This window comes from Flavobacterium sp. HNIBRBA15423, assembly GCF_052655965.1.
The window spans coordinates 3061941-3077238 of sequence record NZ_CP199751.1; the positions used below are offsets into that span (position 1 = coordinate 3061941).

Genomic DNA, 15298 nt, shown 5'->3' on the forward strand with positions numbered 1-15298 from the left:
CAAATCTAAAATATAACATGGAAATAGTATAATTATTATAAATAAATTAACTTTTTTATAAAATTAATTTTTTAAAATTAACAGAAGTGAATCGTTTCATTTCATTATTTTCATCCATATACAACAACATAATTTTTAATTCCTTATTCTTTTCTATAATTTGTTTCACTTCTTCTAAAGGCATAATCATGAATGCAGTTGCATATCCATCAGCTATAATACATGTAGGAGCTAAAACTGTAACACTTACTATTGAATTCTTTTCTCTTTTACCTGTTTTTGGATTAATAATATGAACAAATTTTTCACCAGTTATTGAATCGAGAATAACTTTTCTATAATTTCCAGAAGTAGCCATTCCTAAATTTTCAAGACTAATAGTCGCTATCAACTTTCTTTCCTCTGGCTTTTGTAATGGATCATCAATTCCTACAACCCAACTTTTGTTTTCTAACACGTTTTTTCCAAAGCCAACTAACTCACCTCCAATTTCTACTATTCCATTCTCAATTCCTTTACTTTTCAAATATTTTACAACAACATCAACAGAATAACCTTGCGCAATAGCATTAAAATCGAAAAAAGTTTCTGGATGATCTTTGGAAATTGTTAAATCAGGATTCAATTTTACTTTATTAAAGCCAACAAACTGCAACAAACTATCTATTTGTACTTGTGAAAGATTACTGTGCTTTTTAGAAGGTCCAAATCCGTAAGCATTTATTAAAACACCTATAGTTGGATCAAATAAACCATCTGTTTCTTTATAAATTTGATTAGATACATTGTATGTCTCTACAAATAATTCATCTACAACAACTGTTGTATCTCCAGCATTTATTTTCGAAATTTTAGAATCTTTTCTATATGTAGAAAGAGATAAGTCAAAAGCTATCAACAAAGAATCTATTTGGTTTTTATTAACCAGTTCTTCATTTGCAATATATTTGATACTATAAGTACTACCTTGAGCTTCACCTTGTATACCATAAAATTGATTTTCTTTTTTTTGACAAGAAATAACAAGCACAAAAAGTACAAGAAGACTATAAAAGTATTTTGTATCCATTATAATTAATTATATAATCTGAAGATTTATATACGGGTTTTTCGAAATCATCGGCATTAGCAATTCCAACTCCTGCAAAAAGTACCTTAGCATTTTTCGTTTTGGCATGACTAATAAAAGTTTCCACAAATAATATATTTGGCTCATCCGGATTAATAGGATAAGGAACAGCCTGAACCATTACAAAATGAAGTGTATTTGTTTTTTTATCTACACATACAAATTGAGGATGTTTTCGTAATTGACTATTAATCGCTATGAACTCAAACCCTTTTGCCTCTAAATCTTTTCCCACATAATTCATAGCAATTTGATGTAACTCTTGCTCAGTTAATTCTTCCATAGTACAAAAGTACAAATTGATTTAATAGAAATAAAAAAACCGAATCATTTCTGAATCGGTTTTTACTTATTATTTTTAAACTATAGATTATCCTCCAAAGTCATCAAATCTTATGTTTTCAGGATCTAAACCAAAGTCTTCTCCCATTTTTTGTACTGCTTTATTCATCATTGGTGGACCACAGAAATACAATTCAATATCTTCTGGATTCTCGTGTTTAGATAAATAATTATCAATTACTACATTATGAATAAATCCAACAAATCCATCACCTTCTCCATCAACACCATCTTTAACTTTCCAATTATCTTCTGGTAATGGTTCAGATAAAGCTAGATAGAATTTGAAATTAGGAAAATCTTTTTCTAATGCTCTAAAATGGTCAGTATAGAATAATTCTCTTTTTGAACGACCTCCATACCAATAGGTAACTTTTCTTCCCGTTTTTACTGTACGGAATAGGTGATATAAATGAGAACGCATTGGTGCCATACCAGCTCCACCACCCACATATAACATTTCTGCCTCTGTTTCATTAATGAAGAATTCTCCATAAGGACCAGAAACCACAACAGGATCTCCAGCTTTTCTAGAAAAGATATAAGAAGAAGCAACACCTGGATTAACTTTTGCCCAGCCATTAATATTTCTATCCCATGGTGGAGTTGCCACACGAACATTTAACATAATCTTTCTTCCTTCAGCAGGATAAGAAGCCATTGAGTAAGCTCTTTCAACCAATTCATCGTTTTTCATGACCAATGGCCATAAATTAAATTTATCCCACTCTGCTTTGAATTTATCAGGTTCTCCTGGATGCTCTACTGGATGAGCTTCGATATCAATATCTGAATACTTAATTTCACACTTAGGAATTTCAATTTGAATATATCCACCTGGTTCATAATGCATATCATCAGGTAATTCAACAATAAATTCTTTAATAAAAGAAGCCACATTATAATTTGAATATACTTTAGCTTCAAATTTCTTAATTCCGAATACTTCTTCTGGAACCTCAATTACCATATTGTTTTTTACTTTCACTTGACAACCAAGTCTCCAACCTTCAGCAAGCTCTTTTCTGCTAAAATGAGGAACCTCTGTTGGCAAAGCTTCTCCTCCACCTTCTTTCACAATACACTTACATTGGATACATGTTCCACCACCACCACAAGCAGAAGGTAAAAATATTTTACTTGAACTTAATGTTGATAATAAAGTATTTCCCGAATTAACTTCAATTTCACTTTCTCCATTAATTTTAATTTTTACAGGTCCTGAAGGAACTAATTTTGCTTTTGCAAACAAAATAATAGCTACCAAAACCAATAATAAAATTAAAAATGCAATTACTGTCGTACTGATTAAACCAGTAGTAGTTACTTCTAATGCTATCATAATTAATTTTGTACTATTTCGGTTAATGAATCATTTACTTTTTCAACCGAAGTTGAATCTAAAACCTCTTCTACTTGTATTTCCTCTTTAACTTCAACAGGAACAACATTTTCCACTACATCCTTCTTAGGAGCTTCATCTCCTCCAGTCAACATTCCTCCAAAAGACATAAAACCAATAGCCATCAAACCAGTTAATATAAATGTAATACCCAAGCCACGGAAAGCAGGTGGCACATTTGAATATTTGATTTTTTCACGAATAGCACCAATTGCTAAAATTGCTAAAAACCATCCTATCCCAGAGCCAACTCCATAAACAGTTGCTTCTGTTATATTATTAAACTCTTTTTGTTGCATAAACAATGAACCTCCAAGGATTGCACAATTTACCGCAATAAGTGGCAAGAAAATACCTAATGAATTGTATAATGCAGGAGCAAACTTCTCAACTATCATTTCAACCAACTGAACCATTGTAGCAATAGTTGCAATAAATAATATAAAAGTTAAAAAGCTTAAATCATAATCAACATATTCTTCACCTAACCAAACTAATGCTCCTGGACGAAGTAAATATTGATCTAATAAATAATTTAATGGTACCGTAACTAGCATTACGAAAATAACAGCTGCTCCAAGTCCTACTGCTGTAGAAACTTTTTTAGAAACCGCTAAGTACGAACACATTCCTAAGAAGGTTGCGAATACCATATTATCAATAAAAATTGACTTTAAAAATAATTGTAATAATTCCATTTCTTAGTTTGTTTCGATTAAACTTTTATTTCTTGAACGTTGGAAACCAATAATTAATCCCAACGTAATTAAAGCCATAGGAGCCAATAACATAAAACCATTATTTTCATATCCTAAAGCATATAATCCTGTTTTTTCTACTGGATCACCAAAAACTTGGAAACCAAATAATTTACCAGAACCTAATAGTTCTCTAAAGAAACCTACAACAACCAAGATTAAACCATATCCAGCAGCATTACCAATACCATCTAAGAAAGATTTCCATGGTCCATTTCCTAAAGCAAAAGCTTCAAAACGTCCCATAATAATACAGTTGGTAATGATTAATCCAACAAAAACGGATAATTTTTTAGCCAAATCTGGTACATAAGCTTTTAATGTTAAATCAACAATAATTACCAGAGCTGCAACAACAACAAGTTGAACAATAATACGAATTGAAGAAGGAATAACATTTCTCATTAAAGAGATTACTACATTTCCTGCTGCTAAAACAAACATTACTGACAATGCCATAATAACAGAAGCTTTTAATTCTGCTGTAATCGCAAGTGCAGAACAAATTCCTAATACCTGAACAGTAATTGGATTACTATCAGTTAACGGATCCATAACAAGTCCAACATTCTTTTTTGAGAATAATGGTTCTTTTTCTGTATTTTTATTATCTGCCATAGTTTATTTTTTTAAAGTTTCGAAATAAGGCAAATACAATCTGATATCCTTTTTAAGCATTGTACCTACACCGTTACCAGTGATAGTTGCACCAGAAATTGCATCAACTTGATTATCTTTTTTATCTGTATTGTTAGGATCTCCATTAGATTTTGAAATCTCAATCGATTTAAAATCTCCAGATGCATCATATAACATTTCACCTTTAAAATCATCTTTAAAAAATGGTTCTGTTATATTAGCTCCTAAACCTGGAGTTTCTCCTTTATGATCAAAGAAAACTCCATAAATACTTTTTAAATCACCATTTAAAGCTACATAACCCCAAATAGCATCCCATAATCCATTCCCTCTAACAGGGACAATATAAATTTTTTCACCTTCTTTTTCACCAACGAATAATGGTAATCTTTGAATACCACCTTCTTTAGCTTTATTTTGCTCTTTTTTAATATCTATTAAATAAGCTTCAGGATTTTCTGTTGCATTCACACCTTCAATTACATATTGTTTTGTGATGTATTTGTTAAACATTTCAGTAGCGTTAGCTCTAGTAGATTCTATACCCATAGAATATAAGATATCCATTTGAGACTTTACTTTATCATTGTTAACACGCAATTCTTTAGTCGCATTTGCAAAAAATGCCAATAATGATCCTACAACTACCACTAATATGATAGAAAAGATTATAGTATAAGAGGCTTTATCTGTACGTTTTGTTGACATAATTAAGCAGTTTGAGTTTTTAAACGTTTCATTCTTCTCTTCACATTAGCTTGAATTACATAATGATCGATAGTTGGTGCAAAAACATTCATTAAAAGAATAGCCATCATAACACCTTCTGGATAAGCAGGATTAAATACACGTATTAAAATACTTAGAAATCCTATTAAAAAACCATATATAATTTTACCTCTATTAGTTTGTGCAGCAGATACAGGATCTGTTGCCATGTACACAATACCAAAAGCTAAACCACCTACCATTAAGTGTTGCCAAAAAGGAAACGACATTAATCCAAAGAATTTACTTCCAGCTCCAATAGTTCCATTAACAGCATCTCCCATCCCTAAAGCAGGCATTAAAGTTCCTGAAATACTATTAAAAATCAATCCCATTACAATGGCACCTATAACAGCAGAAATCATAATTCTTGCACTACCTATTCCTGTAAATATTAAGAAAGCACCTGCTAATAAAATTAAAAAAGTAGAAGTTTCTCCCACAGAACCAGGAATATATCCAAAGAACATATCTTGTATAGAAAATGCAACAGGTTTATTAGCCGCTAAAGTTCCTAAAATAGTTTCTCCAGAAATACCGTCAACACCATTTGCTTTAGAAATTCCATCTACAGCTCCGTGAACCCAAACTTTATCTCCAGACATCCAAGCTGCCCAGTTAAAGAACAAGAAAGCACGTATTGTTAAGGCTGGATTTAATACATTCATTCCAGTTCCACCAAATAATTCTTTTGCTATAATTACACCAAATGCTACTGCAACAGCAAGCATCCATAATGGTAAATCTATAGGAACTATTAATGGCACAAGCATACCTGTTACAAGAAATCCTTCTTCTACTTCATGCTTCTTAACAGTAGCAAAAATAAATTCGATACCAAGACCAACTCCATAAGAAACGACTAATAAAGGAAGTATCTTTTTTAAACCAATAACAAAGTTATCAAGTGTTAAAAATTCAGCCACACCATTGATAGCTAAATTGTGTTGATAACCTGCATTAAACATACCAAAAATTAACACAGGAACCATTGCCATGATAACTGTATTCATTACACGTTTTAAATCGGAAGCATCTCTAACGTGCGATCCAGAATGAGTCGTGATATTAGGTAAATAAAGAAAAGTATGCAAAGCATTGAAACCTTGTTCAAACTTAGTCCCTTTATACTTTTCTTTTAAATTATGTAAATTTTGTTTTAATCCCATTTTTTGTGATTTTAAAATTTCTTTGAAAGATTATCCAACTTCTTTAATCATTAAATCTAATCCTTCTCTTACGATTTTTTGATGATCTTGTTTAGAAACACAAACATATTCAGTTAAAGCAAAATCTTCTGGAGCTACTTCATAAATACCTAAAGCCTCCATCTGATCTATATCTTTTACTAAAATTGCTTTCAATAACTGCATCGGATAAATATCTAAAGGACAAACTTTCTCATATTCTCCAGTTAAAACAAAACCTCTATGTTCACCATTCGTATTTGTATTTAAATCATATTTTTTCTTTGGTGTTAAGAAAGAAAACATATTAGCTCTATATACACTAAATTTATTTGGTCTTGGAATGTTCCAACCAAAGAAATCATAATCATCTCCTTCTGGAATTACTGTTACTTGATTGTGATAAAAGCCTAAAGAATCTTCTTTTGATTTTTTATCACCTGTTAGCACATTCCCACTTATTATCCTGTAATTACCTTCTTTTAAATTTCCAGCAACAACATCATTCATTTGAGCATTTATTAAAGCCTTCACATAAGAAGGTTTTTCAAAACCACTTCCTGTTAAAGCAATAATTCTTTCAGGATTAAATTTACCTGTCAAAAATAATTCTCCTATGATAGCAACGTCTTCTATTTGAACGGTCCAAATTTTTTCTCCTTTGTTAATTGGATCAATTTTAGCAATTTGTGTAGAAACCAATCCCACTGGATGAATTCCTTTTCCTTTATGCACCACTATTCCTTCAACAGAAGGCATAAAATCAGATTTAGGAGAAACTGTTACATGTACCTTCCCTGATGTTAGTTTTGTTAATGCAGAAAACCCAGCCTCTAATGCTTCTTTTTTTCCTTTTAAAACAAAGTCTAAATCTCCTTCAAGAGGTGCTGAATTAATTCCAGAAACAAAAATAGCCTTTGGTTCATCTGCCGAATTTGCAACAACATCATAAGGACGTTGTTTTATAAATGGCCAACAACCAGAAGCTAATAAATGTTCTCTCACTTCAGAACTAGATAAAGATTTTGGATTTTTTTTGCTATGCTCTACATGGACATCTTGAGAATCAGCTAGTATTCTAATCTCTAGAATTACTCTTTTCTCACCACGAATAATTTCTTGAATGGTTCCACTTACTGGTGACACAAACTTTACAGCTTCGTCTTTCTTCGAAAAGAAAATTATTTCACCTGCTTTTACAGTAGATCCTTCCTTTAAAATCATTTTTGGAGTTACTCCATGAAAATCAGAAGGTTTAATAGCATAGACTTTCGATCGGGCAACATCAGAAAGTTGTTTTTCTGCTTCACCCTTCAACTTAAGGTCTAAACCTTTTTTAATTCGAATGTCTTTTGACATGTTTATTGAAGATATGGTTAGTACTATTTTATAAAACGTGCAAATTTAATTAATTAAGCAACACTACTCCAAAAATATAGCTATTGATTTTTATTATTTATATTAATTCTAAATTGTAAAAAAACAACCTTAGCAGCACAAAATTTGCATTACTATTTACAGAATTACTATTTTTACAAAAACAATGGAAAACAACATGATTAAAAAGACATTTTTAATACTAATTTTACTCTCTATTTCAACAGTTTATACTCAAATCGAAAATGAAGTAAGCCCTCCATATAACATAAAAACTGTATCATTTGTACAAAATAATAAAAATGTATTGCCTTTTTTTAAATTAGGAGAAACTTTTGAATTACAATTTGATGATTTGTATGGCAATGAAGCTGATTATTACTATACTATAACTCAATACAACTATGATTGGACTCCAACAAATTTAGCCAAAGTAGAATATCTTAACGGAATAGATAATCAAAGAATTATTACATACGAAAATTCATTTAACACTTTACAATTGTACTCACATTATAGACAGCAATTTCCAAATAAATACAATAGGATTACAAAAACAGGAAATTATGTTGTAAAAATTTTTAATGACGAACAAGAAATTGTTTTTTCAAGAAAATTTATAGTCTATAATGAATCGGTAAGAGTTGCTTCTGAAGTAAGACGAGCAAGAGATTTTGAAAGCCTTAACGAAAAACAAAATATTGAACTTTCTATTAATTATGGTGACTTAATTTTACAAAATCCAATTAAAAACGTAAAAATATCAATTTTCAAAAATGGAAATTGGAAAGAACAAATTTCAAACATAAAACCACAATATACCATAGGTACAGAGTTAATTTATAAGTACAATGAAGAAACCCAATTTTGGGCTGGTAATGAATTTTACACACTAGATAATTCTCAAATAAGAGTAACTAATAATAGTGTTTCTAGGGTTACATCTGGAGATATTTATAATTCGCACTTATACACCAATAATGCTAGAAAAAATGGAATTTATACTTATTTTCCAGATTTTAATGGAAACTTTATCGTTTTAAACAGTAATGCAGAAAATTCAGAAGTTGAAGCTGATTATTCATGGGTTTATTTTACTTTAAATGCACCAAATTTATTTAACGATGAAACTATTTATGTTACTGGTATGTTCAACAACTATGCTACCAATGAAGAAAACAAGATGACATACAATAGCGAATCTGGTTTTTATGAAAAAGCAATATTAATAAAACAAGGATATACCAACTATCAATACACCTTATTAGATAAAAACAAAAATATAGATTACAAAGAAGCCATAGATGGTAATTTCTATCAAACTGAAAACAATTACACAATTATAGTCTATTACAGAGGAAATAATGATCGTTATGACCAAGTAATTGGTATAACCAATACAAATAGCGAAGGAATAAGAAACTAATGATCAAAAGAAAATTCAAACAATATAGAGGTTACGAATGTTTAAATTGCGAAACACCTTTAGATATTAGTGAAAAATATTGTCATCATTGTGGGCAATTAAATTCTACAAAAAAACTAACTATAAATGACTTCATAGAAGAATTTCTATCAAATTTTTATGCTTATGATTCTCGTTTACGAAATTCTATAGTTTCTATATTTACCAAACCGGGAATTTTAGCAAAGGAATTTAACGAAGGTAAAAGACAAAAATACGCAAACCCTTTTAGACTTTTTTTGAGCGTTTCTATTCTTCTATTTATTACATATAGTATTACTGAAAAAATATATAACGAATCTACTTCAAACTCAACTAATCTAAATCTTACAAATCAAAAAGAATTAGATAAAGGATTAAGACAAATTAACGACAGTATTCCTGAAGCAGACAAAATTGCAATAAAAAACCAGATTGATTCTTTTCAAAATTTAAGCAAGGATTCTATATACACCAAAACAGAATTAGATAAAAACTCATTAGGTTTTTTTTATCTAATAAGTTCTTTTAGAAATTTCAATCTTAAACATCCAAACACATCAGATATTCAAGCGCTAAAAGAGTTAGGCTTCGAAAACAATCGTTACAATCGCTATTTCTACACTAAATCTAAGCTTTTTAAAACCAATAATATAAAAGATGAATTAGTAAGTTATTTTTATCAAAAACTCCCATTCTTAATTTTTCTATCTCTTCCTATTATAACTATAATTTTTTGGCTTGTATTTTATTCGAGAAGATTGAATTATACAGAACATCTTATTTTCTCATACACCTACTTTACATTCCTTTTCATTTGTATGATTATATTTAATATAATTGGATTATTCAGTATTACAGTATCAGAATATTTAACAGGAATTAGTTTGTTAATTATATTTCCATTATATCTTTATAGGTCTTTAAGGAATTTTTACAAGGAGAATCGTTGGAAAACAGTTTTAAAATTTATACTTTTGAATCCATTATTTGGTATATTTTTATTAATTTCATCATTGATTATGATATTCTTAGGAATAATTTTGTTTTAGAATATGGTAACACAAATTACAAAAGGTATTAAAATTTCAGTCCAAACTAGTTTTGAAGGAACTTACTTCAAAAACTACAAGATTCATTTTGCCTTTAGTTATGAAATAAAAATAGAAAACCATAGTAAAGATTCTGTCCAATTAAATACACGTCACTGGGAAATTTATGATGCTTTAAATAATAAAGAGATTGTAGATGGTGAAGGTGTTGTGGGCAAAAAACCAGTTTTAAAACCTGGAGACACACACACTTACACTTCTGGTTGTTTATTATCTTCACCTATTGGTGCCATGAAAGGATTTTATAGCATGATTAACTTTACTACTACAAAAAGTTTTAGAGTAATTATACCCACTTTCAAATTTAGTGCACCTTTTGCTTTAAACTAATTTTTTAGTTGAATTTATTCTGCAACAAATGTTGCTTCTTATCCACTATTTTTTTCTTAAATTTGCCAAACAACATTTAATAATTCATTAAAAAACAATACTATGTTAAAAGGATTTTTTAACGTTCCCAAAGCTGTAAATGAACCTGTTAAATCATATGCAGTTGGCTCAAAAGAAAGAGAATTAGTAGCAAGCACTTATAAAGAAATGTGGAATTCAAAAATTGAAGTTCCTCTATATATAGGTGACCAAGAAATTAAAACTGGCAATACTCGTAATATGTCGGCTCCACATGACCATAAACACATTGTTGGAACATATCATCTTGCAGAAAAATCACATATTACTCAAGCAATTGACAATGCACTTGAAACCAGAAAAAAATGGGCATCAATGTCATGGGAAAACAGAGCTGCTATTTTTTTAAAAGCTGCAGAATTAATTGCTGGTCCATATAGAGCAAAAATAAATGCTGCAACAATGATTGCGCAGTCCAAAACGATTCATCAAGCAGAAATTGATGCCGCTTGTGAATTAATTGACTTTTTACGTTTCAACGTAGAATATATGACACAAATTTACAGCGAACAACCTGGTTCAGATTCATCTACTTGGAATCGTTTAGAACATAGACCTTTAGAAGGATTTGTTTACGCTGTTACACCATTTAACTTTACTGCCATTGCTGCAAATTTACCAGCAAGTGCTGCTATGATGGGCAATGTTGTAGTTTGGAAACCAAGTGATAGCCAAGTATTTTCTGCCAAAATAATTATCGATGTTTTCAAAGAAGCAGGTTTACCAAATGGTGTTATAAATGTTGTTTTTGGAGATGCTATTATGATTACGGATACGATTTTAGCAAGTCCAGATTTCGCAGGAATTCATTTCACAGGTTCTACACATGTTTTCAAAGACTTATGGTCAAAAATCGGAAACAACATCAATAAATACAAAACATACCCTAGAATTGTAGGTGAAACAGGTGGAAAAGATTTTATCATTGCACATCCATCTGCAAATCCAAAACAAGTTACAACAGGAATTATAAGAGGTGCTTTTGAATTCCAAGGGCAAAAATGTAGTGCTGCATCTAGAGTATATATTCCTCAAAGTTTGTGGTCAGCAGTTAAAGACCAACTGGAAACAGATTTAAAATCTATGAAAATGGGTTCACCAGAAGATATGTCAAATTTCATAACTGCAGTAATTCATGAAGGCTCGTTTGACAAGTTAGCTTCTTTTATTGACCAAGCTAAAAAAGATAGTGATGCAGAAGTACTTTTTGGAGGGAACTATGACAAATCAAAAGGATATTTTATTGAACCAACAGTTATTTTAACAACTAATCCTAAATATACTACTATGGAAACCGAATTATTTGGACCAGTAGTAACTATTTATATATATGAAGATGCAAAATGGTCAGAAACATTAAAATTAGTTGACCAAACCTCTGAATATGCATTAACAGGAGCTGTTTTTAGTCAAGATAGATATGCTATAGAAGAAGCAACAGTGGCTTTACAAAACTGTGCTGGCAATTTTTACATAAATGATAAACCGACTGGTGCGGTTGTAGGTTGCCAACCTTTTGGTGGTGCAAGATCATCTGGAACAAATGATAAAGCAGGTTCAATTTTAAATTTATTGCGTTGGGTTTCTCCAAGAACAATAAAAGAAACTTTTGTAACTCCAGAAGATTACAGATATCCTTTTTTAGGAGAATAGTTTTAAAGCAAGAAGTTTGAAGCACAAAATAAAAAAAGAGTTGAGAATTTTTCTTAACTCTTTTTTAGTATCTCTATTTTTACAAAAAAATCTACTAAACTAATTTCGAAATATTCACAAATTTTAGCTAATGTGGAAACTGTAATATTCGTTTTACCTTGTTCAATTCTAGCTAAATGAATCCCAGTATCAAAATAAAAAACCTCTAACGTAACATTATTAGATTTTCTCAACTCTTTGATAGTAAGAATTATGTTGTCTAAAAGTTCTTTATCTTGGTATTGCTTAGCCATTTTGCAATATCAATTTACTTTAATAAAAAAATAATTACTTATTTGTCATTTTATTGTTCTTTTCATTATATTTGAAAAACAAATAACTTAAAAATTGAAAACACTAATTTTTAAAACTTTAAGAAGACACAAACAATCAAAATTATATTCTTAAATTAGAAACATGATACATACATTGAGAAAGACAAATCATTGTGTAATTTAAATAGAAAAACAATTTAAATGGTGTGAATTTCACATCTATAAAACTCTTTAATAAGTTGTTATTAATTAAGAACAAAAGAAATGGACAAATTGTTTTACTTTTTTAAAAGTAAAATTCAAAATATTCTTGCAAGAGTAGTCAGAAACTCAACTGACTTTAAATGTTTGAGTAAGTTTATAATCTTTAATTTTTAAATTATGAAAAAATCCATTTTAAATTTAAATGGTGTAGAAGTACTTTCAAAACATAAAATGAAAGGCATAAATGGAGCTAAAAGAACGTGTTATAAAGAACTAGGAACTATGGTAGATGCTAATGGCAATAAATCTAATGGCATTATGATTACTTGTTTCAATGATAATGGTTCTGTTACGCATTATAATATACTTGGGCAGGAAGTTTTCTGTCCATAATTGAATACTTTTAAATGAGTATTAAAAATTTAATACTCATTTTTTTAAGCTTCTTAAAAACATTAAATTTACTAGCTATTTATATAAAAACTCTATCATGAATAAAATAATTAATATAACCATTTTTACTTTTTTTATATTAATCTCTTGTAATCAAAAACAAAATAATCAAATAGAATTTAAAAAATTAGTCAAAATAAATTTCATGAGTTTTGATAGTGTTGATTTGCTAAAGAATGAAATAATTTATAAAGATTATAACTCATTAAATGCGAAATTTAAAATTGAAAATAAAGAAATTTCTCTTTTTTTAATTGACTCTAATAACAATAATACTTTTAATGACTCTACTGACATATTGTTCATAAGTCCTAGTTGTCATGAATTACCAAAAAATATAAATTTCAATAATAAACTAGGATTAAAAAAATCAAGATTATTTTCTAACAATGGTTTTGCCTTTTCCATTGAAAATATTGAAAAAGCAAAAATTGGCTATAAAGCTAAATTTCATAAATTAGATAGTACTTACACTATCCCTAACGAAAATAAAATGTTAGATAAGCTTCCAAATTTAAATTTTAAAAACATTGATGGTTCAACTATGAATTTTAATGAATTTAAAAACAAAAACAAGCTTATCTATGTGGAATTTTGGGCAACTTGGTGCTCTCCTTGCATTGCAATGCTTCCAGAAATAAAACGACTACACTCTGAATGTTATAATGAATTAGAAATAATTAATATTCATTCAGAAAGATCTGTTGATATAAAAAAAATAAAGGACAATATTGACAAATACCAAATGAATTGGATAAATGGAATTTCAACAATTGAAATTAATAATAATTTTAATTTTGGTGCATGTCCAAAAGGTTTTCTTTTTGATCAAGAAGGCAATTTACTAATATATGATGCATCTCCAATTTTAATAAAGGAATATATAAAAAACATTAAAAAATAAGGATAAAACTTTTGAATATGCACTAACAGTAGCTGTTTTTAGTCAAGATAAATATATTCATAGACAAACCAACTGGTGCGGTTGTAGGTTGCCAACCTTTTGGTGGTGCAAGATCATCTGGAACAAATGATAAAGCAGGTACAATTTTAAATTTATTGCGTTGGGTTTCTCCAAGAACAATAAAAGAAACTTTTGTAACTCCAGAAGATTACAGATATCCTTTTTTAGGAAATTAAAATTTTGAAATACGAAATTAGAAATAAAAAACGCTATCAAAATTTTGATAGCGTTTCTAATTTTTAAGCAACTTCTATAAACATTAATTCGATTAATATGAAATAGCGTCTAAAAATTCTAAATCTTTAATTTTAGCCCTGATAGTAGTGGCATCCTTTTCTTTTTTCTTTTAAAAAAGAAAAGATATAGCGAATAGCAGGTGATTTTTTCTAACGAAGCACTGTTTTTGTGCTCCTAAAAATAATAATGGAATGCACGTTATTACATAAATTTAGTGTCACATACTTCTACTTTTTATTATTTCTTATATTTCAATGGCAAATGCACTACTTTTTTTGTTTCAAAAAATTCTTCATTAAAAAAATCTGATAAATTATATTGAATAGCATTTGGAAAAGAAGCTAATTCTTCACTTAAATCACCTCCTTTTAAATATAAAATTCCATTTTTAAGTTCATGTTTAGATTCTTTGACCGTTCTATCTGAAACCCAACTTACAAAATCAGACATATTAGTTACTGCTCTACTAACAATAAAATCAAAATTCCATTTCACTAATTCTGCTCTTTTTTGCTCAGCAACAACATTTTTCAAACCTAATGCCTTAGCAACCTCATTAACCACTTTTATTTTTTTTGCAATAACATCTATTAAATAGAAATCAACATCAGGATACATAATTGCTAAAGGAATTCCGGGAAAACCACCACCTGTCCCAACATCCATAATTTTAGTTCCTTTTTTGAATTCCAAAACCTTAACAATTCCTAGAGAATGTAAAACATGTCTTACATATAACTCTTCTATATCTTTTCTAGAAATCACATTTATTTTAGAATTCCAATCCACGTATAAATCCTTCAACATTTCAAATTGTTGAATTTGATTCTGACTTAGATTAGGAAAATATTTTAAAATTAACTCCATCCTACTTTTTTGTTGCAAAAGTACATTTTTTAACAAACAA

Annotated in this window: 16 protein-coding genes and 1 pseudogene; 7 read left to right on the plus strand and 10 right to left on the minus strand. The window is 29.2% G+C overall.

Annotation, left to right across the window (positions count from 1 at the left end; translation table 11 throughout):
• Positions 1–55: 55 nt before the first annotated feature.
• From ACULEV_RS13795 to ACULEV_RS13830, 8 genes are all read right to left on the minus strand, one after another.
• Positions 56–1069, minus strand: coding sequence for an FAD:protein FMN transferase (locus ACULEV_RS13795; protein ID WP_445455630.1), 1014 nt, complete (start codon positions 1067–1069; stop codon positions 56–58).
• A complete protein-coding gene (locus ACULEV_RS13800) occupies positions 1047–1412 on the minus strand; it encodes a Na(+)-translocating NADH-quinone reductase subunit F (RefSeq protein ID WP_445455631.1) in 366 nt (121 codons plus the stop codon). The genes ACULEV_RS13795 and ACULEV_RS13800 overlap by 23 nt, the downstream gene beginning before the upstream one ends.
• Before the next feature lie 87 nt (positions 1413–1499).
• Entirely contained in the window at positions 1500–2813 is a 1314-nt protein-coding gene (gene nqrF, locus ACULEV_RS13805; protein WP_445455632.1) for an NADH:ubiquinone reductase (Na(+)-transporting) subunit F, read from the minus strand.
• A gap of 2 nt (positions 2814–2815) precedes the next feature.
• Entirely contained in the window at positions 2816–3571 is a 756-nt protein-coding gene (nqrE, locus tag ACULEV_RS13810; RefSeq protein ID WP_445455633.1) for an NADH:ubiquinone reductase (Na(+)-transporting) subunit E, read from the minus strand.
• A gap of 3 nt (positions 3572–3574) precedes the next feature.
• On the minus strand, positions 3575–4249 hold the full coding sequence (locus ACULEV_RS13815; protein ID WP_445455634.1) for an NADH:ubiquinone reductase (Na(+)-transporting) subunit D: 675 nt from the start codon (positions 4247–4249) through the stop codon (positions 3575–3577).
• A 3-nt stretch (positions 4250–4252) separates the two neighbouring features.
• On the minus strand, positions 4253–4978 hold the full coding sequence (gene nqrC / locus ACULEV_RS13820) for an NADH:ubiquinone reductase (Na(+)-transporting) subunit C (protein ID WP_445455635.1): 726 nt from the start codon (positions 4976–4978) through the stop codon (positions 4253–4255).
• A 2-nt stretch (positions 4979–4980) separates the two neighbouring features.
• Complete coding sequence (locus tag ACULEV_RS13825; RefSeq protein ID WP_445455636.1) at positions 4981–6207, minus strand: NADH:ubiquinone reductase (Na(+)-transporting) subunit B; 1227 nt, start codon at positions 6205–6207, stop codon at positions 4981–4983.
• Between the two features lie 30 nt (positions 6208–6237).
• Positions 6238–7584 carry a Na(+)-translocating NADH-quinone reductase subunit A gene (locus tag ACULEV_RS13830; protein WP_445455637.1) on the minus strand — a complete coding sequence of 449 codons (1347 nt, stop codon included), beginning with the start codon at positions 7582–7584 and terminating at the stop codon, positions 6238–6240.
• Between the two features lie 196 nt (positions 7585–7780).
• On the opposite strand from ACULEV_RS13830, the gene ACULEV_RS13835 reads away from it, so the two are divergent.
• The 4 genes from ACULEV_RS13835 to pruA all read left to right on the plus strand — a co-directional run bounded on the left by ACULEV_RS13835 (position 7781) and on the right by pruA (position 12219).
• Positions 7781–9028: a type IX secretion system plug protein gene (locus ACULEV_RS13835; RefSeq protein ID WP_445458548.1), complete on the plus strand. Its 1248-nt coding sequence runs from the start codon at positions 7781–7783 to the stop codon at positions 9026–9028.
• The gene (locus tag ACULEV_RS13840) at positions 9028–10098 is read left to right on the plus strand and encodes a DUF3667 domain-containing protein (protein ID WP_445455638.1); all 1071 of its coding nucleotides are present in this window, start codon (positions 9028–9030) and stop codon (positions 10096–10098) included. Before ACULEV_RS13835 ends, ACULEV_RS13840 begins: the two co-directional genes overlap by 1 nt.
• Before the next feature lie 3 nt (positions 10099–10101).
• Positions 10102–10488 carry a Co2+/Mg2+ efflux protein ApaG gene (gene apaG / locus ACULEV_RS13845; protein WP_445455639.1) on the plus strand — a complete coding sequence of 129 codons (387 nt, stop codon included), beginning with the start codon at positions 10102–10104 and terminating at the stop codon, positions 10486–10488.
• A 102-nt stretch (positions 10489–10590) separates the two neighbouring features.
• Entirely contained in the window at positions 10591–12219 is a 1629-nt protein-coding gene (gene pruA / locus ACULEV_RS13850; protein ID WP_445455640.1) for an L-glutamate gamma-semialdehyde dehydrogenase, read from the plus strand.
• A gap of 53 nt (positions 12220–12272) precedes the next feature.
• Here pruA and ACULEV_RS13855 read toward each other — a convergent pair whose 3' ends face one another.
• Positions 12273–12512 (minus strand): helix-turn-helix domain-containing protein, encoded by a 240-nt coding sequence (locus tag ACULEV_RS13855; RefSeq protein WP_445455641.1) that lies wholly within the window; start codon positions 12510–12512, stop codon positions 12273–12275.
• A 402-nt stretch (positions 12513–12914) separates the two neighbouring features.
• On the opposite strand from ACULEV_RS13855, the gene ACULEV_RS13860 reads away from it, so the two are divergent.
• From ACULEV_RS13860 to ACULEV_RS13870, 3 genes and pseudogenes are all read left to right on the plus strand, one after another.
• Positions 12915–13130: a hypothetical protein gene (locus tag ACULEV_RS13860; RefSeq protein WP_445455642.1), complete on the plus strand. Its 216-nt coding sequence runs from the start codon at positions 12915–12917 to the stop codon at positions 13128–13130.
• A gap of 553 nt (positions 13131–13683) precedes the next feature.
• Positions 13684–14094 (plus strand): TlpA family protein disulfide reductase, encoded by a 411-nt coding sequence (locus ACULEV_RS13865; RefSeq protein ID WP_445458549.1) that lies wholly within the window; start codon positions 13684–13686, stop codon positions 14092–14094.
• Positions 14078–14330: pseudogene (locus tag ACULEV_RS13870) on the plus strand (L-glutamate gamma-semialdehyde dehydrogenase); the annotation flags it as partial. The gene ACULEV_RS13865 and the pseudogene ACULEV_RS13870, both read left to right, overlap by 17 nt.
• Positions 14331–14628: 298 nt before the next feature.
• Here ACULEV_RS13870 and rsmG read toward each other — a convergent pair.
• The gene (gene rsmG / locus ACULEV_RS13875; RefSeq protein ID WP_445455643.1) at positions 14629–15258 is read right to left on the minus strand and encodes a 16S rRNA (guanine(527)-N(7))-methyltransferase RsmG; all 630 of its coding nucleotides are present in this window, start codon (positions 15256–15258) and stop codon (positions 14629–14631) included.
• Positions 15259–15298: the final 40 nt, after the last annotated feature.